This window comes from Microbacterium sp. NPDC089696 (assembly GCF_044749125.1).
In the GTDB taxonomy this organism is placed as follows: domain Bacteria; phylum Actinomycetota; class Actinomycetes; order Actinomycetales; family Microbacteriaceae; genus Microbacterium.
This window is the reverse complement of the sequence record NZ_JBIVHF010000001.1, coordinates 1,196,308-1,220,844: the sequence shown is the minus strand read 5'-3', so window position 1 is coordinate 1,220,844 and position 24,537 is coordinate 1,196,308. Positions and strand designations below refer to the sequence as shown.

Sequence of the window (24,537 nt, the reverse complement as noted above, 5' to 3'; positions counted from 1 at the left end):
CATGACCGACCGCCAAGAGATGACCCTGACCTCCGCCGGGTACTACGTGAGCCAGGAGGCGCCGATCCGCACCGATAACCCGATCGCGACGCCGTCGAGCACCCCGCCCGACGTGCTCCGATGCGCGTACATGGAGCTCGTCGTCACGGATCTCGCGGCGTCGCGCGTGTTCTACGTCGACGTGCTGGGCCTGTACGTGACCGAGGAGGACGACGAGGCGATCTACCTCCGCTCGACCGAGGAGTTCATCCACCACAACCTCGTGCTGCGGAAGGGCCCGGTGGCCGCCGTGGCCGCGTTCTCGTACCGTGTGCGTGCTGCAGAAGACCTCGACCGCGCCGTGGAGTTCTACACCGAGCTCGGCTGCGACGTCCGGCGCGATCCGGCCGGTTTCGTGAAGGGCGTGGGCGACTCGGTCCGCGTGGTCGACCCCCTCGGCTTCCCGATCGAGTTCTTCCATCGATCCGACCACGTCGAGCGGATGTCGTGGCGCTACGACCTGCACATCCCCGGCGAGCTCGTGCGTCTCGACCACTTCAACCAGGTGACGCCCGACGTGCCGCGAGCCGTGAAGTTCATGCAGGACCTCGGCTTCCGCGTCACCGAGGACATCCAGGACGAGGAGGGCACGGTGTACGCCGCGTGGATGCGCCGCAAGCCCACCGTGCACGACACGGCCATGACCGGCGGCGACGGCCCCCGCATGCACCACGTGTGCTTCGCGACGCACGAGAAGCACAACATCCTCGCGATCTGCGACAAGCTCGGGGCGCTGCGCAGGTCCGACGCGATCGAGCGCGGACCGGGTCGCCACGGCGTGAGCAACGCGTTCTACCTGTACCTGCGCGACCCCGACGGGCACCGCGTCGAGGTCTACACGCAGGACTACTACACGGGCGACCCCGACAACCCCGTCATCACGTGGGACGTGCACGACAACCAGCGCCGCGACTGGTGGGGCAACCCCGTCGTGCCGTCGTGGTACACCGACGCCTCGCTCGTGCTCGACCTCGACGGCAACCCGCAGCCGGTCGTCGCACGCACCGACAGCTCGGAGATGGCCGTGACCATCGGCGCCGACGGGTTCTCGTACACCCGCGCCGAGGACGGCGAGAAGAAGCTCGGCAACCAGCTATGAGCCTGTCCGCAGACACCATCGCGGACATCGCCGCCGAACTGGCCGAGGCCGATCGCACGCACGGCGTGATCCCGCGCATCACGGCACGATATCCGGATGCGACGATCGAGGACTCGTATGCGATCCAGGGCGTCTGGCGCGACGCGCAGGTCGCCGCGGGGCGTCGCCTCGTGGGCCGGAAGATCGGTCTCACCTCGAAGGCGATGCAGCAGGCGACCGGCATCACCGAGCCCGACTACGGCGTGATGTTCGACGACACCGTGTACGAGTCCGGGGCGGAGATCCCCACCGCGCACTTCTCGAACGTGCGCATCGAGGTCGAGCTCGCGTTCGTGCTCGCGCGACCGCTCGAGGGACCCGACTGCACGCTCGACGACGCGCTCGCGGCGATCGACTACGCGATCCCGGCTCTCGAGGTGCTGAACTCGCACATCGAGCTCGAGGGCCGCACGATCGTCGACACCATCAGCGACAACGCGGCGTACGGAGCCATGGTGCTCGGCACCGAGCGGCGTCGACCCGACGAGATCGATCTGCGCTGGGTGCCCGGCGTGCTGTCGCGCAACGGCGAGATCGAGGAGACCGGGGTCGCGGCGGGCGTGCTCGGCCACCCGGCGACCGGCGTCGCCTGGCTCGCGAACAAGTTCCACCAGCACGGCGCGCGTCTGGAGGCCGGGGAGATCATCCTGGCAGGATCGTTCACACGCCCGATGTGGGTGTCGCGCGGCGATGAGGTGCTGTGCGACTACGGACCGATGGGAACCATCACATGCCGCTTCGTCTAGACCCGTCGTTCCGCGAACGACTCGCGGCATCGGCTCGCCCGCTGATCGGGATGTGGGCGTGCTCCGGCAGTCCGCTCGTGACCGAGGTCGCCGCGGGATCCGGTCTCGACTGGCTGCTCATCGACATGGAGCACTCCGCCAACACGCTCGAGTCGACGCTCGTGCAGCTGCAGGTCGTCGCCGCGTACCCGATCACCCCGGTCGTGCGGGTGCCGTCGAACGACGCCGTCGCGATCAAGCAGGTCCTGGATCTCGGTGCGCAGAACATCATCGTGCCGATGGTGTCGTCGGCTGACGAGGCGCGCGCGGCCGTCGCCGCGACCCGCTATCCCCCCGAGGGAGTGCGCGGCGTGGGCAGCGCCCTCGCCCGCAGCGCGCGCTGGAACCGCGTCGACGGCTACCTGCGCGACTCCGCGGCGCACACCTCGCTGACGGTGCAGATCGAGACCGCGGCAGGGGTCGCCGCTGCTTCCGAGATCGCCGCGGTCGACGGGGTGGATGCCGTCTTCGTCGGACCCTCCGACCTGTCGGCGTCGATGGGCCTGCTCGGACAGCAGACCCACCCCGACGTGGTCGCCGCGGTCGAGAGCGTGTTCGCGGCTGCGACGGCGGCGGGGAAGCCCGTCGGCGTGAACGCCTTCGACCCGGCCGTCACCGACGACTACATCGCGAGCGGCGCGGACTTCGTGGCGGTGGGGGCCGACGTCGCCCTGCTCGCCCGCGCCTCCGAGGCACTCGCGGCGCGCTTCGTCCCGGCATCCGAGGGATCCGACCGCGCCAGCTACTGACCGCGATGCCGTGAGATGCGCGGCGCGGTGGCAGGATGGCGGGATGCACACGACCGACGTCCGGCGATGATCCGCGCTCTGGCCGCGCTGCAGGACCGCGGTTTCCGCTGGTTCTTCCTCGCGCGCGCGATCACGCTCATCACCGGGTCGATGTCGTCGATCGCACTGGCGTTCGCGGTGCTCGAGATCGACAACGAGCCGCAGTCGCTGTCTCTGGTGCTCGCCGCGTTCACCGTCAGCAACATCGTGTTCCTCCTGATCGGCGGGGTCGTCGCCGACCGCGTGCCGCGCGCCCTCATCATCCAGTCCTGCTACGTGATCGACATCCTCTCGATCGGCACGATGGCGGCCCTGATGTTCACGGGAACGGCCACGGTGCCGCTGCTGGCGCTTCTGTCGGTCGCGAACGGCGCCTCCACCGCCTTCGTGCTGCCCGCGATGCAGGGCATCATCCCGCAGCTCACCACGGCCGAGCATCTGCAGCAGGCGAACGCGATGCTGTCGTTCGTGCGCTCGGCCACCACGATCGGCGGTCCCGTGATCGCCGGCATCCTCGTGTCGACCGCCGGCCCCGCCTGGGCGATGGTCGTGCAGGCGATCGGCTGGGCCGCGGCGATCCCGATCCTCGCGCTCGTGCGCCTGCCCCCGCCCGATCATGCCGGCGGGACGACGTTCTTCCACGACCTCCGCGTCGGCTGGGGCGAGTTCTGGAGCCGCACCTGGCTGTGGGTCATCGTGCTGGCATTCATGGTCATGAACGCGATCCACATCGGCGCATGGGGCGTCGTCGGCCCCTACGTCGCGAAGAACGACGAACGGCTCGGCATCGCCGGGTGGGGGTGGGTCGTGAGCGCCGAAGGCGTCGGCATCCTGCTGATGACGCTGGTGCTGCTGTGGTTCCCGCTGCGCAAGCCGCTGAGGTACGGGATGCTCGGCATGGCGTTGTTCGCGCTGCCTCTCACGATGCTCGGCGTGCACCCGGTCGTCGTCGTGCTCGCGATCGCGGCGTTCCTGGCCGGCGCGGGAGCGGAGGTGTTCAGCACGGGATGGAACCTCGCCATGATGGAGAACGTGCCGGTCGACAGGCTCTCGCGGGTGTCGAGCTACGACATGCTCGGCAGCTACGTGGTGATGCCGATCGGGACCCTGCTCTACGGCTGGCTCATCACGCACGCCGACGTGCAGACCGTGCTCGTCACCTCGGGCGTCCTTTACGCGAGCATCGCGATCGTCACGCTCCTCGTGCCGAGCGTGTGGCGCATGGGTCGCCCCGCGGGCGCCCTCTCGGCGCGGTGACGGTCTCGGAACGCGGGGTTGGCGGATTCATAGCAATCCGGGTGAGACTGTGGGCATGACCTTCGCCGCGCTCCAGCCCCTCGCCGACCGTGCCGCACTGTTCACCGCTCTTCGCCAGGACTCCCTCGCGCGTGAGCTGGAGACGCTCGGCGACAATCGCTGGGACGCGGACATGGCGGCCGGCACCCTGGTGTTCTCGTCGAACGCCGATCCCGAGCGCCGCCTCGTCGCCCGCGCCCACCTGGTCGCGACGATCGCCCCCGGGCCCCGCTCGCTGCTGTGGGCGTGGGCCCACCCGCAGGGCGACCCCGCGGGCGTCGCCGGCCAGCTGCGCGACTACGGCGCCGAACACGGCATCCGCGAGCTGAGCGAGCCCGAGCTCCCGTTCCCCAGCGACGCCTCCGGCGACGAGAGCTGGATCACCGCGGCCGCGCATACCGTGGGCGCCGTGGCCGTCGAGCTGACGGGCCGCGCTCCGTACTACGTCGCACCGGTCGGCGGCGGCACGGTCGCCGTGTTCGTGCTCGACCTGCCCCTCGCGCCTCTCACTGTGGCGGACGCCGCCATCGTGCTCCCCCGTGTGCTCTCCTCGCTCGCGCTGCCCGACGCGCGCACGTCGGTGTGGGACGCCGCACGCCTCGCCGGATGGAACCTCACCTGGACGGACGAGTCGTTCTCGGGCGCGACGGTCGCCGATGCCTCCGGATCCGCCACCTTCCGCTTCGACGACCAGGCCCGCATCGCGAACATCGAGAGCAGCCTGCACCCCCAGGGCTAGCATGAGCGCATGAGCGCCCTCGACCTCATCCCCGCCGGCCGCACGTTCTCCCCCGAGGAGATCACCGTCTACGCGGATCCGGGGTCGCGCACGCTCGACGAGGCCATCGCCGAGGCGGACGTGCTCGTGAGCTGTCCGCATGCGGGAGCGCGCATCCCCGAGGAGCTCGTGCCCTTCCTGTCGCCCGCCCTCACGCGCCGGCTGCAGTACGACTTCACGGACGTCGCGACCGACGCGGTGGTGCGGGAGTGGGCCCGCACGGACCCGCGTATCGTCGCGGTGCTCAACCCGCACCCGCGTCTCGTCCGCGATCCCAACCGCGCTCGCCCCGCCGACATCGCCGGCGACCTGAGCGCTGCGATCGAGCGCACCCGCGAGGCAGGCGCCTGGCAGAAGGTCGATCTGACCGGAGTCGACGCGATCCGTCCGGTGACCTTCTCGTTCTTCCCGATCCTCGAGGTCCCGTCCGACGATGAGGAGCGCGTCCGCCTCGTCGACACGTTCGTCGAGGTGGGCGAGCGCGGGCTCGGCGTCTACGAGCGCACGCGGGACGAGCTGACCGGGCGCTTCGTGGAGGCCAAGCTGCGCAGCGGCGGACGCTTCACACGCCTGTCGTTCCACGACACCATGAACACCACCACCACGCGCGAGGGCGCGGTGAACGTGACCAGGGCCGAGGCGGACCGCCTCCCCGCCGTCGTGGCGCTCTCGAACCGCGGCGACACCCGCGGCGACGAGCGCGACCCCGCCGATCCGCCGACCATGGACCCGGAACGCCTCCGTGCGCTCGCCGAGGCGCACCGCGCCGGCTTCCGCGTCGACGACCCGCGGTCGGTCGCCCTGAACACCCCGTACCTCGGCAGTCAGGAGATCCTCGCCGCCGGCCGCCGCTTCCGCGAGCTCGCTCCCCGGGCGGCGGAGGCGGCACTGGAGCTGGACGCCGTGCAGGCCGAGTTCCTCCGGGAGTTCCTGCTCGGCGATGCGGCGGTCGAGGAGCTGCATCGACCCGGAACCGACTGGATCGTCGAGGACGCAGACCACGTCCGCTCGATCGCCCAGGCCTGCCGGCGCTCCTGGGATCTCTACCGCGGGCTCTGAGCCTGCGCCGCGGCGCTCAGCCGCCCCAGATCACGCCGAACAGCGCGCCGAACCCGATCGTGGTGGCCGCGAGCACGAGCGTCGGCACGAAGAACGAATGGTCGACGAGCTTGGTCCCGAGCTTCGTCGTGCCCGAGGTGTCGAAGTTCGCGGCGGCGATCTGCGAGCCGTTCGTCGGCAGCAGGTAGATGCCGGCGAACGCGCCGGCCCACATGCCGCTGAGGAGCCCCAGCGGGATGCCGGCCGCGAGGCCGATCGGCACGATGGTCCTCGTCGCGGTCGACTGACTCGTCGTGAGCACGCAGACGAGGAAGACGCCGAGCGCGAAGATCCAGGGGGCGGCGCTCACCCACCCGCCGACGCTGCTCGAGATGAGGTCGGCGTGCGCACCGAGGAACGTGTCCGTGAGCCACGCGAGACCGAACAGGGCGATCGCCGACACCATGCCGGCCTTGAACACCGTCATGGTCGGGATCTCCGCGACCTTGGGCCGGGATACGAGCAGGATCAGCGTCCCGACGAGGAACATCACGATCTCGATGATCGGCGTCATCGCGACGGGGTCGCCGGCGCCGTCGAGGGGGCGGATGCCCTTGAAGAGGCCGAACACCACGATCGCGGCGACGCCGAGGAGGAAGATGATCGCGGCGTTGCGGCCGGCGGGCGTCACGGTCACGTCGGCCTTGATCTCGGCGGCGTCGGCGCGGGGCGGGGCGAGCTCTCCTCGGGCGATGCGAGCCTGCACCTCGGGATCGTCGGCGAGGTCCTTGCCGAGCCGGTTGACCACGAAGCTCGAGACGACGATGCCGACCACGGCCGCCGGGATCGTCACCTTGAGGATGTCGATGAGCTCGAAATCCCACGGCGCCGTGTCGGTCAGGGTCACCATCGCCGCCATCGCCGCCGACACCGGACTGCAGGCGAGGGCCACGCCGGTCGCGACCACCGAGAGCGACAGCGGGCGGGACGGGCGGATGCCGTTGCGGTACGACAGGTCCTGGATGACGGGCAGCAGCGGATAGAGGATGTTCGACGTACCGGCGCCGACCGAGAAGAGGAACGACACGAGCGGAGCGACGAGGGTGATCTGCTTGGGGTTGCGCGCGATGAGCTTCGCGGCGACGGACACCATCCAGTCGATGCCGCCCGCCGACTGCATCATCGAGGCGGCGAGCACCACGGACAGCACGATCAGCAGCGCGTCGACGGGCGGGGAGCCCGGGGCGAGACCGAACACGAACACGAGGATCGCGACGCCGGTGCCTCCCCACAGGCCGAGTCCCACGCCGCTGGAGCGCGTTCCCATGACGATGCAGCCGAGGACCACGAGCAGCTCGATGACGAACAGTGCGATGTCCACAGGGGTTCCTCTCGCCGGTTTTCTGCCGCCAGCGTAGTGGGGGATCGCCTCGTCTGTCAGGAGATCTGCGCGGAGACGAGCTCGTCGAGCCGCGCGAGTCTGGCGGCCCTGTCCCCCGTGACCTCGATGACGACGGCATGGTCGCCCACCGCATCCGGGTCGTCGATCAGCTCGAGGAGCCTGCCGTCCATCGCCTCCCGCAGACGCGGGTCCTCGTCGTCGCCGACGACGATCGCCGTCGTCAGGGGCAGCACGACGAGGAGGTCCACCTGCGCGAACGCCTCCCGGCTGCGGGCGTACGCGCGCCGGAGCGTCTCGCCGTCGAACGAGAGGCGGCCGAGGTCGTCGAGGGCGTGCAGGTACGCGAGGAAGTCGACGGGTCCGCGCTCGGCGAGGACGTGCGTCGCCGAGCGCTCGAGGAGACGATCGGCAGACAGGCGCAGCTGCGCACCGAAGGATGCGGCGGTCGGGGCGTCGTCGTGCTCGTCGAGCAGCTCGAACGGGTCGGGCAGGACCGTGAACTCGGGATGCCGTGCGGCGAAGTCCGCGATGAGGGTGCTCTTGCCGCTCGCGTGGGTCCCCGAGACGACGATCTGCATGAGCCGACCCTATCGGGGTCGTGCCGCGGGTACGGGTGTGGGATTCTGGGCGCATGAAGAACGGAATCGTCCGGTTCGCCGCGCTCTACGTGTTCACCGTCGTCGTCCTGCTGGTGATCGGCTGGCTGTCCCCCGGGGTCTCCGTCGGGTTCAACGCGCTGTGGGCCTCGGTGATCCTCACCCTCGCCTCGCTGTTCCTCAAGCCTCTGCTCACCAGGGTGTTCCGCGCGGCCGCCGCGAAGTCCGCGGGCTCCCGCACCCGGGTCGGCGAGAAGGTCGTCCAGTACGTGCTCGTGTACCTCGTCGAGCTCATCATCTGGATCGCCGTCGTCTGGCTCAGCGGCGTCCGCGCCTCCGGCTTCTGGAGCTACGTGCTCCCGCCGCTGTTCCTGCTGCTCGGATGGGTGATCTACGACCGGGTCGACGACCGGCTCCGCGCGAAGGCCGGAGAGATCTACGACACCGTGCAGGCGAGGGTCTCGGGGTTGCGCGCCCCCGGTGCACCGCAGGCCACGGCGCCCACGACGGGCTCACGGGCGACCGCCGAGGCCCGCGAGGAGCTGCACGACGGGCTCACCGCCGAGCAGCGCCGGATGCTCGACGAACTCGGCTGACACGCGCGTCGCAGAAACGCAGCGGTGTCGCAGGAATTCAGCGAATCCCTGCGACACCGGCGATGTTCTGCGGACCGAGCGCTTGTCAGACCAGGCGCTCCGCCGCCTCGACCACGTTCGTCATGAGCAGCGCGACGGTCATCGGACCGACGCCTCCGGGGTTGGGCGACACCCAGCCCGCCACCTCGGCCACGTCGGGGTGGACGTCGCCGAACACGAGGCTCTTGCCCGTCTCGGGGTCGCTCTCGCGCGTGACGCCCACGTCGAGCACGGCCGCGCCGGGCTTCACGTCCTCGGCGCGGATGAGGTGCTTGACGCCCGCGGCGGCGACGATCACGTCGGCCTCCCGCAGGTAGCGCGGCATGTCGACCGTGCCCGTGTGCGTCAGCGTGACCGTCGCGTTCAGGTCGCGCCGCGTGAGCAGCAGCCCGATCGAGCGGCCGATCGTCACGCCACGGCCGACGACGACCACGTGCTTGCCCTTCAGGTCGTAGTCGTTGCGCAGCAGCAGCTCGATCACACCGCGCGGCGTGCACGGCAGCGGGGTGTGGATCGGGGCGTTGACGTTGAGCACGAGCCGGCCGAGGTTCGTCGGGTGCAGGCCGTCGGCGTCCTTCGCGGGGTCGATCCGCTCGAGGATCGCATCCGTGTCGATGTGCTTCGGCAGCGGCAGCTGCACGATGTAGCCGTGGCAGCTGTCGTCGGCGTTGAGCTCGTCGATCAGGGCCTCGACGTCGGCCTGCGTGGCGTCGGCCGGCAGCTCGCGCTGGATCGAGTTCATCCCGATCGCCTCGGACTGCCGGTGCTTCATCCCCACGTACAGCTGGGATGCCGGGTCGGCGCCGACCAGCACGGTCGCGATGCCGGGCACGATGCCCTTCGCCTTCAGTGCGGCGACGCGCTCGGAGAGCTCCGCCTTGATCTCGGCCGAGGCCGCCTTGCCGTCGAGGACGACCGCGGTCACTGCTGCAGGTCCGGGTAGAGCGGGAAGGCCGCGGCGAGCGCGTCGACACGAGCACGGAGGGCCTCGACGTCGGCGCCGGGGATCAGTGCGAGCGCGATCACGTCGGCGACCTCGGTGAACTCCGCGTCGCCGAAGCCGCGGGTCGCGAGCGCCGGGGTGCCGATGCGCAGACCCGAGGTGACCATCGGCGGACGCGGGTCGTTCGGCACCGCGTTGCGGTTCACGGTGATGTGGATGTCGTGCAGCAGGTCCTCGGCCTGCTTGCCGTCGATCTCGGCGTCTCGCAGGTCGACGAGCACGAGGTGCACGTCGGTGCCGCCGGAGCGCACGCCGATGCCGGCGTCCTTCACGTCCTGCTGGGAGAGGCGCTCGGCGAGGATCGACGCGCCGCGCAGCACGCGCCCCTGGCGCTCGGCGAACTCGGGGGTGCCCGCGAGCTTGAACGCGGTCGCCTTCGCGGCGATCACGTGCATGAGCGGACCGCCCTGCTGGCCCGGGAACACCGCCGTGTTGATCTTCTTCGCGATGTCGGCGTCGTTCGTGAGGATGAAGCCCGAGCGCGGACCGCCGATGGTCTTGTGCACGGTCGACGACACGACGTGCGCATGCGGCACGGGGTTCGGGTGCAGGCCGGCGGCGACGAGTCCGGCGAAGTGCGCCATGTCGACCCAGAGCAGCGCGCCCACCTCGTCGGCGATCGCCCGGAACGCCTCGAAGTCCAGCGTGCGGGGGTAGGCGGACCAGCCCGCGATGATGACCTTCGGCTTGTGCTCGATCGCGAGGCGACGCACCTCGTCCATGTCGATGACCGAGGTCTCGGGGTTCACGCCGTAGGCGACGATGTCGTACAGACGGCCGGAGAAGTTGATCTTCATGCCGTGCGTGAGGTGGCCGCCCTGGTCGAGCGACAGACCGAGCAGCGTGTCGCCGGGGCGCGCGATCGCGTGCAGCACGGCGGCGTTCGCGGAGGCTCCGGAGTGCGGCTGGACGTTCGCGAACTCCGCTCCGAACAGGTCCTTGGCCCGCTGGATCGCGAGCTCCTCGGCGACGTCGACCTCTTCGCAGCCGCCGTAGTAGCGACGACCGGGGTAGCCCTCGGCGTACTTGTTCGTGAGCACGGACCCCTGCGACTGCAGAACGGAGACCGGCACGAAGTTCTCGGAGGCGATCATCTCGAGGAAGGTCTGCTGACGCTTGAGCTCGCGATCGAGGACCTGAGCGATCTCGGGGTCGACCTCGGCGAGCGGGGCGTTGAAGTAACGGTCGGTCATGGTGACATGCTCCTCTGACAACGGAATCGAAGGGTGTTCCTATCGGCCCAGGCGCGCGGTCGAAGTCCGTGGTCAGTCGCTCCCCGGTGGTAGTCCACCCAGACGCCAGTCGCGACGGTTCGAGCATAGCGGGATTTCCCTGGTGTGCCGACCTGCTCTCGGGATAGGTTTTGTTCATGGTCCTTCCCCATTCCCTCCCCCTGGTCCCCCTGCCCTCCTCCGCCAGCGTCGGCGTCGGACGGCTGCCGATCACCGAGAGCACGCGGGTCATCGGCGACTCCCCTGCGACGACGCAGCTGAAGGATGCCGTGGCGCAGCGCACCGGCATCCGTCTGACCGCCTCCGACGTCGCCGCGCCCGGGGCGATCGCGCTCCGGGTCGACGGGACGGCCGCGCCCGCCGAGGGCTACCGGCTGACGGTGGCCGACGGCGTCGAGATCGTCGGCGGCGACGAAGCCGGCCTCTTCTACGGTGTGCAGACGCTGCGGCAGCTGCTCTCCGAGGACGGCGGCGCCTGGAGCCTGCCGCACGTCGAGATCGTCGACGCCCCGCGCTTCCCGCGTCGCGGCGTCATGCTCGACGTCACCCGTCATTTCTTCGACGTGACCGAGGTGAAGCGCTTCATCGACGAGACCAGCGCGCTGAAGTTCAACCACCTGCATCTGCACCTGAGCGACGACCAGGGCTGGCGCATCCACATCGACTCCTGGCCGAAGCTCACCGAGCTGTCCTCGGCGTCGGCGGCGGACGGCGACCGGGGCGGCTACTACACCCAGGACGACTACCGCGAGATCGTGGCCTACGCGACCGCGCACCACATGATCGTGATCCCCGAGATCGACCTTCCCGGCCACACGCACGCGATCGGCGTCGCCTACCCCGACCTCGTCGAGGAGCCCGTGCTCAACGACGGCCTCGTCTCGCAGGCACAGGAGCTCGGACAGCCGCTCCCGGTCAAGGGCGAGCCGTACCTGGGGTGGGGCGTAGGGCACTCCAGTGTCCGCATCCACGAGGAGCGCACCTACGACTTCGTGCGCGACGTCGTCCGCGAGCTCGCCGAGATCACACCGGGGCCGTACATCCACATCGGTGGCGACGAGTCGCTCGGCACGCCGCAGGCCGACTTCGACCTCTTCGCCGAGAAGGCCACGGCGATCGTCGTGGAGGCGGGCAAGATCCCCGTCGCGTGGCACGAGATGGGCTCGGCGGCGGACATCGCCACGGGCACCGTCGGACAGTACTGGGGGAAGACGACGCCGGAGGGCTCGCACGCCGAGGAGGCAGAGCACTTCGTCGCTCGCGGCGGCGCCCTGATCATGTCGGCCGCGGACGCCGCGTACCTCGACATGAAGTACACGCCCGACTTCCCGCTCGGGTTGACGTGGGCCGCGGTGATCGACGTGCAGCGCGCGTACTCGTGGGAGCCCACGGCGATCCTCGACGTGCCCGCCGACGCGATCCTCGGCGTCGAGGCACCGCTGTGGAGCGAGACGACCCGCACCTACGCGGACGTCGAGAACCTGGTCTTCCCGCGCGCAGGAGCGCTCGCCGAGGTGGCGTGGTCGCCGCAGGAGGCACCCGGACGCTCGTGGGAGTCGTTCCGCGAGCGCCTCGCGACGCTGGCGCCGCAGTGGCGACAGCGCGGCGTGAACTTCTACCCGGCCCCCGAGATCCCCTGGGCTGCTCAGTGACGGTCGACGACGCGACCTCCGGGTCCCTCGTCATCCACTCCGCTCGTGTCGTCGACGACGGGCGCGTGACCGATGACGCGTGGATCCGCGCCGAGGACGGGGCGATCGTCGCGAGCGGAACGGGCTCGAGCTGGACGGCCGCCGACCGCGTGATCGACGCCGTCGCCATCGCGGGGCCCGGCGCTCTGCTCACCCCGGGGTTCGTCGACATCCACGGGCACGGCGGCGCCGGGGCGTCGTTCGACGACGGCGTCGACGCGATCCGGACCGCCCGCGCTCTGCATCGGGTGCACGGGACCACCCGGGCCGTCGTGTCGCTCGTCACCGCGCCGCTCGACGACCTCGCGCGCCGTGTCACCGAGATCGCCGATCTCATGACGTCGGACGCTGACATCCTCGGATCGCATCTCGAAGGCCCCTTCCTCGACCCGGGACACCACGGCGCGCACGAGCCGAGCCTGCTCCGCGCTCCGCATGCCGACGATGTCGAGCGCCTGCTCGCGGCAGGGCGAGGCACCGTGCGCCAGGTCACGATCGCCCCGGAGCTCTCCGGCGGGCTCGACGCGATCCGCCTGATCGTCGAGGCGGGCGCGGCCGCGGCGGTCGGCCACACGGACGCGGACGCCTCTACGGCGGTGGCGGCGTTCGACGCGGGAGCGTCGATCCTCACGCACGCGTTCAACGCGATGCCCGGCATCCACCACCGTGCGCCCGGCCCCGTGCTCGCCGCTGCCGCAGACCGGCGCGTGGTGCTCGAGGGCATCGCCGACGACGTGCACCTGGACCCGCACGTCGTGAAGCTGCTCTTCGACGCAGCGCCGGAGCGCGTCGCCCTCATCACCGATGCGATGGCCGCGGCCGGCAGCGCCGACGGGCACTACGACCTGGGCGCCGTGAGCGTGACGGTCCGCGAGGGCGTGGCCCGCGCGGACGACACCGGGTCGATCGCCGGGTCGACGCTCACGCAGGACGTGGCCCTGCAGCGCGCCGTGGCGGCGGGGGTGCCTCTGCCCGAGGCGGTGCGCGCGCTCACCGCGACGCCTGCGCAGGCGGTCGGGCTCGGCTCTCGGCTGGGCCGGCTCGCGAACGGCTTCGTGGCGGATGCCGTGCTGCTGGACGCGGAGCTGCGCGTCGCGCGCGTGTGGGTGGGCGAGCGCCCCTGACCCGCCCCGTGCGGCGACGCGCAGCTCTGCGATCTCCGGTCCTTCTCGTGCGGGTGGGGGGCCGCCGTTCCCCAGAATGGCGACCCCCGCACTATGCCCCCCGCTCAGAGCCGGCGGGCCGAGAACTCCTCCCCCGAGGCGCTCGACCCGCCATTCACCGGTGCTCATGCCCCTCGGCACCAGCGCCTGGTCGTCCGCCCCCCGGTGGACTCCCATGGCTTTCTCTATGGGATGAGACGACCGCATCCCCGATTCATTACGCGACTTCCCAGAAAATCTTCGAGATTCTTCGGCGACCACGCTCCGGACCCCTGTGATCAGGGATTTCCCCTGCGATATATCGATTCGGTTGAGTTGCCGATCGGGGTGGCATCCCTGAGAGATCGGAGAGAGAATGGTCCAGGCGCGTGATGAGGGACGGTCTCACGCGTCTCTTCATGTGGGGACGCATCCGCTCCCCGTTACAGATGGATGACATGAGACACGACAACACCTCGAACGACGAAGCGATCGCAGACGCCGATCTCGTTCTGCGCACCCGCTCGGGCGATGCCGCAGCCTTCGGAGAACTCTGGAGACGGCACTACCCCTCCGGCATGTCCGTCGCACGCTCCATCACGTCGTCGATCGATCCGGACGATCTCGTCCAGGAGTCGTACACGCGCATCTACCAGGCCATCATCAAGGGCGGCGGACCCAACGGATCGTTCCGCGCCTATCTCTTCACGAGCATCCGCAACACCGCTGCGGCGTGGGGCCGCTCCCGTCGCGAGTCCGCGATCGACGAGCTCGACACCGTGGCCGACCCCGACAGCACCGAGCAGGCGGCCAACGAGGCGCTCGACCGCAGCCTCACCGCCCAGGCGTTCCGCAGTCTCCCGTCACGATGGCAGGAGGTGCTCTGGTACACCGAGATCGAGCAGATGAAGCCCGCCGAGACCGGAGCCCTGCTCGGGATGAAGGCCGGAGCCGTGTCGCAGCTCGCCTTCCGCGCGCGCGAGGGCCTGCGCGAGGCCTGGATCCAGGCGCACCTCCGCAGCGCCGAGCCCGGCTCGGACTGCCAGTGGACCATCGAGCACCTCGGCGCGTACTCGCGCGGCAATCTCAGCACGCGTGACCACAAGCGTCTCGAGTCCCACCTGGCGGACTGCGCCCGCTGCATGATCGTCGCCGCCGAGGCGAAGGACGTCTCGAAGCGCCTCGCGCTCGTGCTGCTGCCCCTCGTGCTGGGAGTCAGCGGCGCCGCGGGCTACTTCGCCACGCTCCAGGGCGGCGGAGCGCCCCTCGTCGCTCTCGCCGCGATGCCGTCGACCGTCACTCAGGGCGCCGTGCTCGTCGGCGGCACGTCGACTGCCGTCGCCGGCGGTGGCGCCGGTGCGGCCGGCGGAGCAGGCGGCGCCGGCGGAGCAGGCGGCGGTGCGGGTGCCACCGGCGGTGGCGTCTTCGGCGGTGTGGGCGCCCTCGTCGGCGCCGGGTCGGCCGCCCTCGTCGTGGCCGGAGTGGTGGCGGCAGCGACCATCCTCCCCGGACTCGCCGGGGCCACGCCCACGGCCTCTCTCCCGAGCGCGGGTGACAGCGACTCCTCGTCGATCAGCTCCGACGTCGGACCCGACGCGTCCATGTCGGCGGACAAGCCCGTCACCACGGTGCCCCCGGTGACCGCCCCGGTGGCGCCCCCGGCCGAGACGCCCGAACCCGCCGAGGACGCGGCTCCGGCCGTCACGGCGCCCGCGAGCACCGCTCCGGCGGCGCCCGTTCCCCCGGTCGGACCGATCGACCCCACCGATCCGGGGACGGACCCCGGAACCGATCCGGGCACGGACCCCGGAACCGATCCGGGCACGGAGCCCGGAACCGAGCCGGGGCTGCCGACCGGCGCCCCGACGTTCTCGGCGGCGACGGCCTGGCTCATCATCGGCGGTGACGACCTCGTCACGACCGAGTACGTCATCCCGGTCTCCGGGGTCGCGGACGCCACGGTCGGTGCGCGCGTCTCCGGACGCTCCGGCATCGCGGGAGGGACCGTGCTCACGCCCTCCGACGCCGATCCCCGGGTCGGCTACGGCAGCATCACCCTCCGTCCCACCCTGCAGCAGCTCTGCGAGAACGCCTCGGTGGAGTTCTTCTACGTCGCCGGCGACCAGACCGGGACATCGACCACGACCACGCTCCGCGCGCTCTACGACCTCGACCCGGGCCCGCTGTGCCTGCTGGCCCCGGGCGGCGTCCCTGCCGAGGAGCTGCCCACCGAGGACCTGCCCGCCGAGGAGGCTCCCGCCGAGACCGCACCCGTCGCCGAGACCGCACCCGCCCTCGAGGCCGCGCCCGTCGCCGAGACCGCTCCGGTCACCGAAGCGGCCCCGGTCGTCGACGAAGCCCCCGCCCCGGCCGAGGAGACGGCTCCGGTCATCGAGCCCGAACCCGCGCCCGAGGCGGCACCGGCTCCCGAGGTCGTCGCCGAAGCCGTCATCGAAGCCGTCGACCCGGCGGCCACGACGCCGCGCTGAGCCCGCTCGGCCGCAGACGGGGACCCGCTCCGCGACGAATAGACTGGATCCCATGCCCGAGGATCCCTCCCCCGTACCCGGCGTGCAGCGCCCGACCATCACCGCTCTCGACGTCGTCCGCTCCATCGTCCTCGTGATCGCCGTCGGGACGCTCGCCCTCTGGGGCTTCGCGACCTGGCCCCTGCCGTGGAACATCGTGCTCGGCATCGGAGCCCCGGTGATCGTGATCCTCCTCTGGGCTCTCTTCCTCTCGCCCCGTCCCGTCCTGCAGCTGCACCCGTTCCTCCGGGCGGCCGTGGAGCTCCTCATCTACGTCAGCGTGACCATCACCTGGTGGCTCATGGACCAGCCGATCATCGGCGTCGCGTTCGCGGTCGTGGCGGTCGGCGCGGGCGTCGTGAGCGGACGGCGACGCATCGCATGACCGCTCTCTCCGAACTGACCTCCGCCCTCGGCGCTCTCGTCGACACCGACCCCGATTCCCTCGAGGCGGCGCGCGCCGACCAGTCCGGCCATGCCGCACCGGGTCGGCCGATCGCCGTCGTGCACGCGGAGACCGTCGAGCACGTCCAGACCGTCATGCGCATCGCGACCGCGACCCGCACACCCGTGGTCGTCCGCGGCGCCGGCACGGGCCTCGCGGGGGCGGCGAACGGCGGCGAGGGCGAGATCGTGCTGTCGACCCGTCGCATGACCGCGATCCACGAGGTGCGCGCCGACGATCTCCTCGCCGTGGTCGAACCCGGCATCCTCAACGCCGACCTCAACGAGGCGCTCGCGGCGCACGGACTGTGGTGGGCGCCCGACCCCGCCAGTCGCGCGATCTCGACCGTGGGCGGGAACATCGCCACCGGCGCCGGCGGGCTCCTGTGCGCGAAGTACGGCGTCGTGCGCGACGCGGTCCTCGGCGTCGACCTCGTGCTCGCCGACGGACGACTCCTGCACCTCGGGCACCGCAGTGTGAAGGGCGTCACCGGTCTCGACCTCACGTCGCTCGTGATCGGCTCCGAGGGCACGCTCGGCGTCGTCGTGGGCGCCACCCTCAAGCTGCGCCGCCTCGTGGAGGGGACGACGTGCACCATCACGGCCACCTTCCCCGACGTGCGCTCGGCCGCGGCGGCCTCCGCCGCGGTCACGGCCTCCGGCACCCAGCCGGCGATCATGGAGCTCATGGACGCCGCGAGCCTCGCCGCCGTCGCAGCGATGCTCGAGCTCCCCGCTCCCGCCCCGGGCAGCGCGCAGCTGACCATCCAGACCGACGGCCCGGCCGCGGTCCCGGAGGCCGCGGTGATCGCCGAGATCCTCACGGCCCACGGCGGCGAGACGCTGGTGTCGTCCGATCGCGAGGAGGGCGAGCGCCTGCTGGCCATCCGCCGCGCCATGCATCCCGCGATGTCGGCCCTCGGCACCACGCTGATCGAGGACGTCTCGGTGCCGCGCAGCGCGATGCCGGCGATGTTCGACGAGATCGCGCGCATCGAGACAGCGTTCGACATGACGATCCCGACCGTCGCGCACGCGGGGGACGGCAACCTGCACCCGAACTTCATCTTCGAGGGCGCCGAACCGCCCGCCCACGTCTGGGCGGCCGCGGACGAGCTGTTCCGCGCCGCGATCGCCCTGGGCGGCACGCTCACGGGCGAGCACGGCATCGGCACGCTGAAGAGCCGCTGGCTGGCCGATGAGCTGGGCGAGGACCAGTGGGAGCTGCAGCGGCAGGTCACGCGGGTGTTCGACCCCCTCGGCATCCTCAACCCCGGCAAGGTGTTCGCGGCGGATGCCTGACATCCACGTCAGCGCCGCGATCATCGTCGACGACGACGGGCTTGTGCTCGTGGTGCGCAAGCACGGCACCACGCGGTTCATGCAGCCCGGCGGCAAGCCCGAGACCGGCGAGACCCCGGCTCAGACGTTGATCCGCGAGTTGCACGAGGAGCTCGGACTGGTGCTCGACGAGGGCGACCTGCGGCCGCTGGGGCGGTTCATGTCGGCCGCCGCCAACGAGCCGGGGCATCGCGTGGTCGCCGACGCTTTCACCGTGTCGATCGCGCACGCGGACGTCGCGGTGCAGGCCGAGCTCGCGGAGCTGCGCTGGATCACTCCGGCGGACGCCGAGACGCTGCCGCTCGCGCCCCTCAGCGTGGAGCACCTGCTCCCGCTCGCCTGGGCGCGCGGGAGCTGAGCGGATCCCGACCGCGTCTCCCCGGGGTCAGATGCCCTGCCAGGACGGCTTGTTCGCGAACGTGTAGCGGTAGTAGTCGGCGAGCTTCAGACGCGAGGCCGCGGCCTCGTCCACCACGACGGTCGCGTGCGGGTGCAGCTGGATCGCGGAGCCGGGGAGGATCGCCGAGAGCGGCCCCTCGACGGCATCGGCGACGGCCTGCGCCTTGCCCTCGCCGAACGCGAGGAGCACGAGGTGACGCGCGCGCAGGATCGTGCCGAGGCCCTGCGTGATGCAGTGTCTCGGCACATCGTCGATCGAGTCGAAGAAGCGCGCGTTGTCCTCGCGCGTCTGCTCCGTCAGCGTCTTGACGCGCGTGCGCGACGCGAACGACGACCCCGGCTCGTTGAACCCGATGTGACCGTCCGTGCCGATGCCGAGGATCTGCAGGTCGACGCCGCCGGCCGCCTCGATCGCCTTCTCGTAGTCGTCGCCGGCATGCTGGATGGTGGCCTCGGCGCCGTTCGGCACGTGGATGCGGCGGGGATCGAGGCCGAGCGGTGCGACGACCTCGCGCGTGATGACCGAGCGGTAGCTCTCGGGGTGCGCGGGATCGAGGCCCACGTACTCGTCGAGGGCGAATCCACGGACCTGCGAGACGTCGCGTCCGGCCAGCTGCGTCCGCAGAGCCTCGTACACCGGCAGGGGCGTCGAGCCCGTCGCGAGGCCGAGCACCGCGTCGGGACGTCCGTCGACGAGATCGACGATCTCGGCGGCGACCAGTGCGCCCGCCGCGGCGGCGTTCTCGACGATGACGACTTCAGCCATGGGTGACGATCTCCTTGGTCGGGGTGGCGGCGCCGACGAGTGCGGCGCCGAAGGCGGCGGCGGGCGAACCGGCCGGAAGCAGTTCGATCCGGTCGTCCAGGTTGAGCGACCTCATGAATGCGGAGGACTCCGCACCGGCGTGCAGCGCGGCGCGCACGCCGTCTTCGAGCCGGTCGCCGAGTGCGGTCAGGCCGCCTCCGATGATCACTCGTTCGACGTCGGCGGAGAGCACCAGGGCGCGCACGGCCGCCGCGGCACCGTGGAACAGGTCGGCGCGCAGCGCGAGAGCGTGCTCGTCCCCCGCCTCCGCGGCATCGAGGATGTCACGCACCGGCAGCGAGCCGGGACGATCCCACGCCCGGGCGAGGGCTCCCCCGCCGCAGAACGTCTCGATGCATCCGCGCTGACCGCAGCCGCAGAGACGGCCCGCGGGGTCGACCGAGAGATGTCCGACCTCGCCGGCGGTCCCGCGCGAGCCGCGCCAGATCTCGCCGTCGACGACGATCCCCGCCGCGACTCCGGTGCCGAGGTTCAGGTAGGCCATCGAGCCTTCGATGCCCCGCAGCGCGGCCGCGCCGAGGGCCGCGGCCTTGACGTCGTTCTCCACGCGCACCGGGATCCCGAGGCGTGCGGCGGCGCGATCCGCGAGGTCCAGCGACGCGACTCCGAGGTTCACGGCGTGCAGCACGCGGCCGGTCACCGCGTCGACGAGTCCGGGGATGCCGACGCCCACCGACTCGATCGCGGAGAGATCCGTGCCGGCTTCGGCCGCGAGAGCCGTCACGGCCTCGACGACGCTGTCGACGACGGCGTCCTCGCCCCACCCCGTGGGACGGCGCAGGCGCGCGAGGAGGTCGCCGGAGGAGGAGACGGCGACGGCGTCGATCTTCGTGCCGCCGACGTCCAGGCCCACCCGTATCGGCCGACCGGAGGGGTCGGCCACGATGGCGTGCGTCATCGGGTGGAGCTCCTGTCCGCGGTCGGGTCGATCGCGCCGGTCACGAGACGCCCAGCTGGCCGGACAGCACCATCACGGCCGCACCGCGGAGGACGATGTCGTCCTGCAGCGTGCGCCGGATGACGACGTCCTCGAAGACGCCCTCGAGAGTGCGTGCGTGCAGAGTCTCGACCGCGGCGTCGAGGAGAACGCCGTCGAGCAGGTCTCCCGGCCCGGACAGCACGACCTCCGAGAGGTCGAGCGCCGCCACGATCGGGGCGATCGCGATGGCCATGCGGGTGCCGGCGTCGCGCAGGATGTCGTCGCGGGAGTCGGGTTCGGCCTCGATCGCGGGACGCAGCCGCGACTCGTTCAGCCACGCCTCGAGGCAGCCGTCCTTGCCGCACGCGCAGCGCGGTCCGCCGTCGGTGCCGACCACGACGTGGCCGATCTCGCCCGCCGCGAAACGACTGCCGAGCAGGGGCTGGCTGCCCGTGATCAGACCGGCGCCGACGCCGCGTCCGATCTTGATCAGCATGAAGTCGGCCTTCGCCTCGCCGAACGTGTACTCGGCCAGCACGGCCGCGTTCGCGTCGTTCCGCACGAGCACGGGGAGGTCGAGGTCGATGCCGAGCTTGGCCTCGAGCGGCAGGTTCGACCAGCCGAGGTTGGGCGAGCTGAGCACGACGCCGTCCGGACGCACCACACCGGGCGTTCCGATGCCCACGCCGAGCACGGGCTGCGTCGCCACCGCGGCGAGCGCCCGCGCGAGCTCGAGGAGCGCCGCGTACGCCGCGTCTCCGTCGGCGGTCTCGGGTCGGGCGACCTCGCGCCGCTCGATCACGTCGCCGTCGAGGCTCAGCAGCGCCCCGACGAACGCCTGCGGGCCGGAGAGGTCGATGCCGATGATCTGGTGGCCGACGCGGTCGATGTCGATGAGGATCGGCGGCTTACCGGGTCCGACCGTCTCGCGGACGCCCATCTCGACGACGATGCCGTCGGCGATGAACTCCGCGACGAGGTCGGAGATCGTGACCCGGGTCAGTCCCGTCTCGCGGGAGAGATCGGCGCGGCTCATCGCCCCCGAGTGGTACAGCGTCTGGAGCACGAGGGCACGGTTGTGGCCGCGGGCGTGCTCGGGGAGCACTTTGGTGCGGGAGCGCAGGTGGCGCGCCGGCCCGAAGGCGTGCGCGCTCGCGGCGACGTGCTCCGACGTCATCGACGGACGCGTTTCATCCGATACGGACATGTTTGTTAGTAGACCTTACGAACAAAAATTGTGCAACCCCTGCCCTGCGCGTGGCCGGGAGGGTTACCGAAACGTTACATGAGGGGACGCGTGATCAGTCGAGCGACTCCGCCCGCTCCACGAGACGGGCCACGAGCCCCTCGACGATCTGCTCCCTGGCCTCTCGCGTGAGCGGCTTCCCCGGCACTCCCGGGCGACGCTGAGCCGGCGTCGGACCGTCGAGAGGACGATACCGCACTCCCTTCTCGGCCAGGCGTCGGAGATGCGTCGGGAGCCGTCGGCCGAAGTCGTCGAACGGACGCGGGTCGCCTCCCTCCCACAGCCTCTCGGCGACCGCGGCCAGACGCGGGAACATCGCGAAGTCGACGCGATCGCGGGTCGGCAGATGCTCGGTCCAGACGTTCGCCTGACCGCCGAGGGCGCCCTCCTCGACGCGGAGGGTGTACACGTGCTCGATCGGCAGCGGCGGCCCGACCCTGATCGGCTCCTCGACGGAGTCCGACTGCGGGTAGTCCAGGTACACCTCGAGGTCGGGACAGGCGATCACCGGGATGCCGCGCCGCAGCGCCTCCCTCATCGCCACGGGACCGCGCCAGGCGAGGATCTCCACCCCGTCGGGGACGTCGCCTTCGAGCACTTCGTCCCAGGCGAGAGCCGTCCGTCCGCGCGACCGGACGTGCGCCACGAAATGCGCCGTGAACCACGGCTGCACGTCATGCGGCGTCTCGAGCTCCAGCTCGCGCATCCGCTCCCGCGCCGCCGCGCTCTGCGCCCATTCCGTGACCGGGACCTCGTCACCCCCGATGCCGATCCAGGGCGAGTCGAACAGGTCGCACAGCGCGTCGATCGCGGCGCGGCCGAACGCGAGGGACGCCTCGGTCGGGGCCAGGGTGCGCGGGTTGACGCCGAACCTCTCCCAGGGTGCGCTCACGGGATCTCCGACGTCCGGGTTCCCCAGCTCGGGGTACGCCGCGAGGCCCGCCTGGATGTGCCCCGGCAGCTCCACCTCGGGCACCACCGTCACGAAGCGCTCGGCGGCGTAGGCCACGAGCTCGCGCAGCTCGGCATCCGTGTAGTGCCCCTCGTGCACCCCCGGCTCGACGGTCGCGAGCGGTCCGTGTCCCCGCTGGGTCGACTCGCGCCGCCCGCCCACCATGGTGAGCCGCGGGTAGCCGGGCACCTCGAAGCGCCACCCCTGGTCGTCGGTGAGGTGCAGGTGCAGCACGTTCAGATGATGGTCGGCGAGCAGGTCGACCAGACGACGCAGGTCGGCCACCGGGCGGAAGTGGCGGGCGACGTCGAGCATGGTGCCGCGCCAGGCGTAGGCCGGGGCACCCGTCCAGGTGCCCGCGGGGATGCGGGCGCGCGACGCTCCGGCCCGGCGCAGCTGGAGCAGCGCGGTCGCCCCGCGGAAGACTCCGGCGGCGGAGGCGCCGTGCACCGCGATGCCCTCGGCCGTCACCGTGATGCGGAACGCCTCCGCGGCGACCCGCCCGTGGGCGATCGGCGCGTCGGCCAGGGACTCGTCGACGCGCAGCGTGATCGCGGGTCCGTCGCCGGGCGCGGAGACGCGCAGCCGATCCGCGCTCGCCGAGAGGGCCTCCGAGGCGACGACGGGCGTGGTCTCGGTCCAGGCGAACGGCTCCGCAGCGGCGTCGATCACCGTGTGCGCGAGGGGCACGGTGGCACGGTGCGCCGGTGGCGGCATGCGCAGCGCCCGACCGGGCGTGGCCCCCGTGGCCTCTCCGTCCACGATCACGGGCACGCCCCCGACGAGCACCTCGACGATGCCCACCGGTGGCTCGTGCGGGGCCTCGAAGGTGGCTCCCGCGGCGACGGTCGCCGGATCGAAGAGCACGATGTCGGCGGTGGCTCCCTCCCGGATCACGCCGCGCGGGGCGTCGCCCCGATCGAGACCGAGGCGCGCCGCCGGCGTCCCGGACAGGTGTCGCACGGCCTCCTCGAGGGTCAGCACGCCGAGCTCGCGGACGTAGTGCCCGAGGTAGCGCGGGAACGTCCCGCGCCCGCGCGGGTGCGGCCGGGCGCCGATGAGGATGCCGTCGCTCCCGCCGCTGTGGCTCGGGTGACGCATGATCTCGCGCACGTTCTCCTCGTCGCCGATGTGCATGAGGATGCCGGTCGCGCCCGCATCACGGACGATCGTGTCGAGCACGACGTCGACCGCCCGCTCCCCCGTGGTCTCGGCGATCTCCGCGATGGTGCGTCCCACGAGGTCGCCCAGTGCCGCGTCCCCGGTCCCGGCGATCTGGATGGCCGACCAGTCCGCCCGCTCGCCGTGGAACCCGTCGCACCCGATCTCCTCGAGCTCCACGCGCACGGCCTCCCGGCCGTCGGCGTCGAGCGCCGCGATCGTGCCGAGGAGGTCGCCCGTCTCCGCGAGGCGGCTGGGCAGCAGGGCCGCGAGGGTCGTCGCCCCCGGCAGGTACGGGTACGTGTCGAGCGTGACCTCGACGCCGTCGGCGAGGGCCTCGTCGACGAGCGCGAGCAGTTCGGACGCGCGGCCGCGGTTCGGCGCGAAGTTCATGGTGGCGTGCGTGAGGTGGATCGCGCAGCCGGTGCGACGCCCGATGTCCAACGCCTCCCGGTATGCGTCGAGCGCGGCCCCGCCGTAGCTGCGGGTATGCGGGGACCAGTAGCCACCGCGCTCCGCGACCACCCGGCACAGCGCCTCGAGCTCGGCGGTGTCGGCGTACATGCCCGGCGTGTAGGTGAGGCCGCTCGACATGCCGAAGGCGCCCTCGTCCAGGGCCTCGCCGAGCAGAGCGCACATCGCGTCGATCTCGGCCGCGGTGGCGGGACGGTTCTCGTGACCGACGACGATCATCCGCAGATTGCCCTGCGGCACCAGAGCCGCCGTGTTGGCGACTCCGGTCTCGTCGAACGCGCGCAGCAGGTCGTCCATGCGCCGCCACGGGACGGACGCGGGTGCGCCGTTCCATCCGGCGATCTGGGCGGGGACGACGCCGGCCGCGCGATCGTCGAGCGGCGCGTAGCCGAGCCCGTCCTGGCCCACGACCTCGGTCGTGACCCCCTGGCGGATCTTCGCGGTGTGCGCGGCTCCGGTCAGGATCGCGAGCTCGCTGTGCGCGTGCATGTCGATGAACCCCGGGGCGAGCACGAGGCCGGTCGCGTCGACCTCCACCGCGGACTCGGGAAGCTCGGGGGCCGACGTGCCGGCGCGCACGACGGCCGCGACGCGGGCTCCCTCCACGAAGACGTCGGCCGTGAATCGCGACCCACCGGTGCCGTCCACGACCGTGGCGCGGCGGTAGACCCGCACGGACCTCTC

At 71.5% G+C, this 24,537-nt stretch carries 21 protein-coding genes and 1 riboswitch; of the genes, 13 read left to right on the top strand and 8 right to left on the bottom strand.

Annotated elements, in window-relative coordinates:
• The first annotated feature begins 1 nt into the window (after position 1).
• The 6 genes from hpaD to ACIPY8_RS05975 all read left to right on the top strand — a co-directional run bounded on the left by hpaD (position 2) and on the right by ACIPY8_RS05975 (position 5,883).
• Complete coding sequence (gene hpaD, locus ACIPY8_RS06000) at positions 2-1,138, top strand: 3,4-dihydroxyphenylacetate 2,3-dioxygenase (RefSeq protein ID WP_400816066.1); 1,137 nt, start codon at positions 2-4, stop codon at positions 1,136-1,138.
• Positions 1,135-1,923 carry a 2-keto-4-pentenoate hydratase gene (locus ACIPY8_RS05995; protein ID WP_400816063.1) on the top strand — a complete coding sequence of 263 codons (789 nt, stop codon included), beginning with the start codon at positions 1,135-1,137 and terminating at the stop codon, positions 1,921-1,923. The genes hpaD and ACIPY8_RS05995 overlap by 4 nt, the downstream gene beginning before the upstream one ends.
• Positions 1,908-2,711, top strand: a complete 804-nt coding sequence (locus ACIPY8_RS05990; protein WP_400816060.1) for an HpcH/HpaI aldolase/citrate lyase family protein — start codon at positions 1,908-1,910, stop codon at positions 2,709-2,711. Before ACIPY8_RS05995 ends, ACIPY8_RS05990 begins: the two co-directional genes overlap by 16 nt.
• A gap of 66 nt (positions 2,712-2,777) precedes the next feature.
• Positions 2,778-4,007 (top strand): MFS transporter, encoded by a 1,230-nt coding sequence (locus tag ACIPY8_RS05985; RefSeq protein ID WP_400816057.1) that lies wholly within the window; start codon positions 2,778-2,780, stop codon positions 4,005-4,007.
• 55 nt (positions 4,008-4,062) lie between these two features.
• Entirely contained in the window at positions 4,063-4,785 is a 723-nt protein-coding gene (locus ACIPY8_RS05980; RefSeq protein ID WP_400816054.1) for a DUF6882 domain-containing protein, read from the top strand.
• A 9-nt stretch (positions 4,786-4,794) separates the two neighbouring features.
• On the top strand, positions 4,795-5,883 hold the full coding sequence (locus ACIPY8_RS05975) for an N-formylglutamate amidohydrolase (RefSeq protein WP_400816051.1): 1,089 nt from the start codon (positions 4,795-4,797) through the stop codon (positions 5,881-5,883).
• A 16-nt stretch (positions 5,884-5,899) separates the two neighbouring features.
• On the opposite strand, the gene ACIPY8_RS05970 is transcribed toward ACIPY8_RS05975, so the two are convergent.
• Together ACIPY8_RS05970 and ACIPY8_RS05965 are read right to left on the bottom strand one after the other, a co-directional pair.
• The gene (locus ACIPY8_RS05970; protein WP_400816048.1) at positions 5,900-7,243 is read right to left on the bottom strand and encodes an anaerobic C4-dicarboxylate transporter; all 1,344 of its coding nucleotides are present in this window, start codon (positions 7,241-7,243) and stop codon (positions 5,900-5,902) included.
• Between the two features lie 56 nt (positions 7,244-7,299).
• A complete protein-coding gene (locus ACIPY8_RS05965; RefSeq protein WP_400816046.1) occupies positions 7,300-7,842 on the bottom strand; it encodes an AAA family ATPase in 543 nt (180 codons plus the stop codon).
• Between the two features lie 53 nt (positions 7,843-7,895).
• Between ACIPY8_RS05965 and ACIPY8_RS05960 the strand changes: the two genes are divergently transcribed.
• On the top strand, positions 7,896-8,456 hold the full coding sequence (locus ACIPY8_RS05960) for a phage holin family protein (RefSeq protein ID WP_400816043.1): 561 nt from the start codon (positions 7,896-7,898) through the stop codon (positions 8,454-8,456).
• Between the two features lie 85 nt (positions 8,457-8,541).
• Here ACIPY8_RS05960 and ACIPY8_RS05955 read toward each other — a convergent pair whose 3' ends face one another.
• Entirely contained in the window at positions 8,542-9,420 is an 879-nt protein-coding gene (locus tag ACIPY8_RS05955) for a bifunctional methylenetetrahydrofolate dehydrogenase/methenyltetrahydrofolate cyclohydrolase (protein WP_400816040.1), read from the bottom strand.
• Positions 9,417-10,691 (bottom strand): serine hydroxymethyltransferase, encoded by a 1,275-nt coding sequence (gene glyA / locus ACIPY8_RS05950; RefSeq protein ID WP_400816037.1) that lies wholly within the window; start codon positions 10,689-10,691, stop codon positions 9,417-9,419. Before glyA ends, ACIPY8_RS05955 begins: the two co-directional genes overlap by 4 nt.
• 38 nt (positions 10,692-10,729) lie before the next feature.
• Positions 10,730-10,814, bottom strand: a riboswitch (ZMP/ZTP riboswitch).
• 53 nt (positions 10,815-10,867) lie between these two features.
• Between glyA and ACIPY8_RS05945 the strand changes: the two genes are divergently transcribed.
• The 6 genes from ACIPY8_RS05945 to ACIPY8_RS05920 all read left to right on the top strand — a co-directional run bounded on the left by ACIPY8_RS05945 (position 10,868) and on the right by ACIPY8_RS05920 (position 18,234).
• Entirely contained in the window at positions 10,868-12,382 is a 1,515-nt protein-coding gene (locus ACIPY8_RS05945) for a beta-N-acetylhexosaminidase (RefSeq protein WP_400816034.1), read from the top strand.
• Positions 12,379-13,545 carry an N-acetylglucosamine-6-phosphate deacetylase gene (nagA, locus tag ACIPY8_RS05940; RefSeq protein ID WP_400816031.1) on the top strand — a complete coding sequence of 389 codons (1,167 nt, stop codon included), beginning with the start codon at positions 12,379-12,381 and terminating at the stop codon, positions 13,543-13,545. The genes ACIPY8_RS05945 and nagA overlap by 4 nt, the downstream gene beginning before the upstream one ends.
• A gap of 476 nt (positions 13,546-14,021) precedes the next feature.
• Positions 14,022-16,052: a sigma-70 family RNA polymerase sigma factor gene (locus tag ACIPY8_RS05935; RefSeq protein WP_400816029.1), complete on the top strand. Its 2,031-nt coding sequence runs from the start codon at positions 14,022-14,024 to the stop codon at positions 16,050-16,052.
• Between the two features lie 52 nt (positions 16,053-16,104).
• The gene (locus ACIPY8_RS05930; protein WP_400816027.1) at positions 16,105-16,476 is read left to right on the top strand and encodes a YrdB family protein; all 372 of its coding nucleotides are present in this window, start codon (positions 16,105-16,107) and stop codon (positions 16,474-16,476) included.
• Complete coding sequence (locus ACIPY8_RS05925) at positions 16,473-17,837, top strand: FAD-binding oxidoreductase (protein ID WP_400816024.1); 1,365 nt, start codon at positions 16,473-16,475, stop codon at positions 17,835-17,837. Before ACIPY8_RS05930 ends, ACIPY8_RS05925 begins: the two co-directional genes overlap by 4 nt.
• A complete protein-coding gene (locus ACIPY8_RS05920; RefSeq protein ID WP_400816021.1) occupies positions 17,830-18,234 on the top strand; it encodes an NUDIX domain-containing protein in 405 nt (134 codons plus the stop codon). The genes ACIPY8_RS05925 and ACIPY8_RS05920 overlap by 8 nt, the downstream gene beginning before the upstream one ends.
• 27 nt (positions 18,235-18,261) lie before the next feature.
• On the opposite strand, the gene nagB is transcribed toward ACIPY8_RS05920, so the two are convergent.
• The 4 genes from nagB to ACIPY8_RS05900 all read right to left on the bottom strand — a co-directional run bounded on the left by nagB (position 18,262) and on the right by ACIPY8_RS05900 (position 24,528).
• On the bottom strand, positions 18,262-19,041 hold the full coding sequence (gene nagB, locus ACIPY8_RS05915) for a glucosamine-6-phosphate deaminase (RefSeq protein ID WP_400816019.1): 780 nt from the start codon (positions 19,039-19,041) through the stop codon (positions 18,262-18,264).
• Entirely contained in the window at positions 19,034-19,999 is a 966-nt protein-coding gene (locus ACIPY8_RS05910) for an ROK family protein (protein WP_400816017.1), read from the bottom strand. The genes nagB and ACIPY8_RS05910 overlap by 8 nt, the downstream gene beginning before the upstream one ends.
• Before the next feature lie 40 nt (positions 20,000-20,039).
• Positions 20,040-21,227: an ROK family protein gene (locus ACIPY8_RS05905; protein WP_400816014.1), complete on the bottom strand. Its 1,188-nt coding sequence runs from the start codon at positions 21,225-21,227 to the stop codon at positions 20,040-20,042.
• Between the two features lie 94 nt (positions 21,228-21,321).
• The gene (locus ACIPY8_RS05900) at positions 21,322-24,528 is read right to left on the bottom strand and encodes a family 20 glycosylhydrolase (RefSeq protein ID WP_400816011.1); all 3,207 of its coding nucleotides are present in this window, start codon (positions 24,526-24,528) and stop codon (positions 21,322-21,324) included.
• Positions 24,529-24,537: the final 9 nt, after the last annotated feature.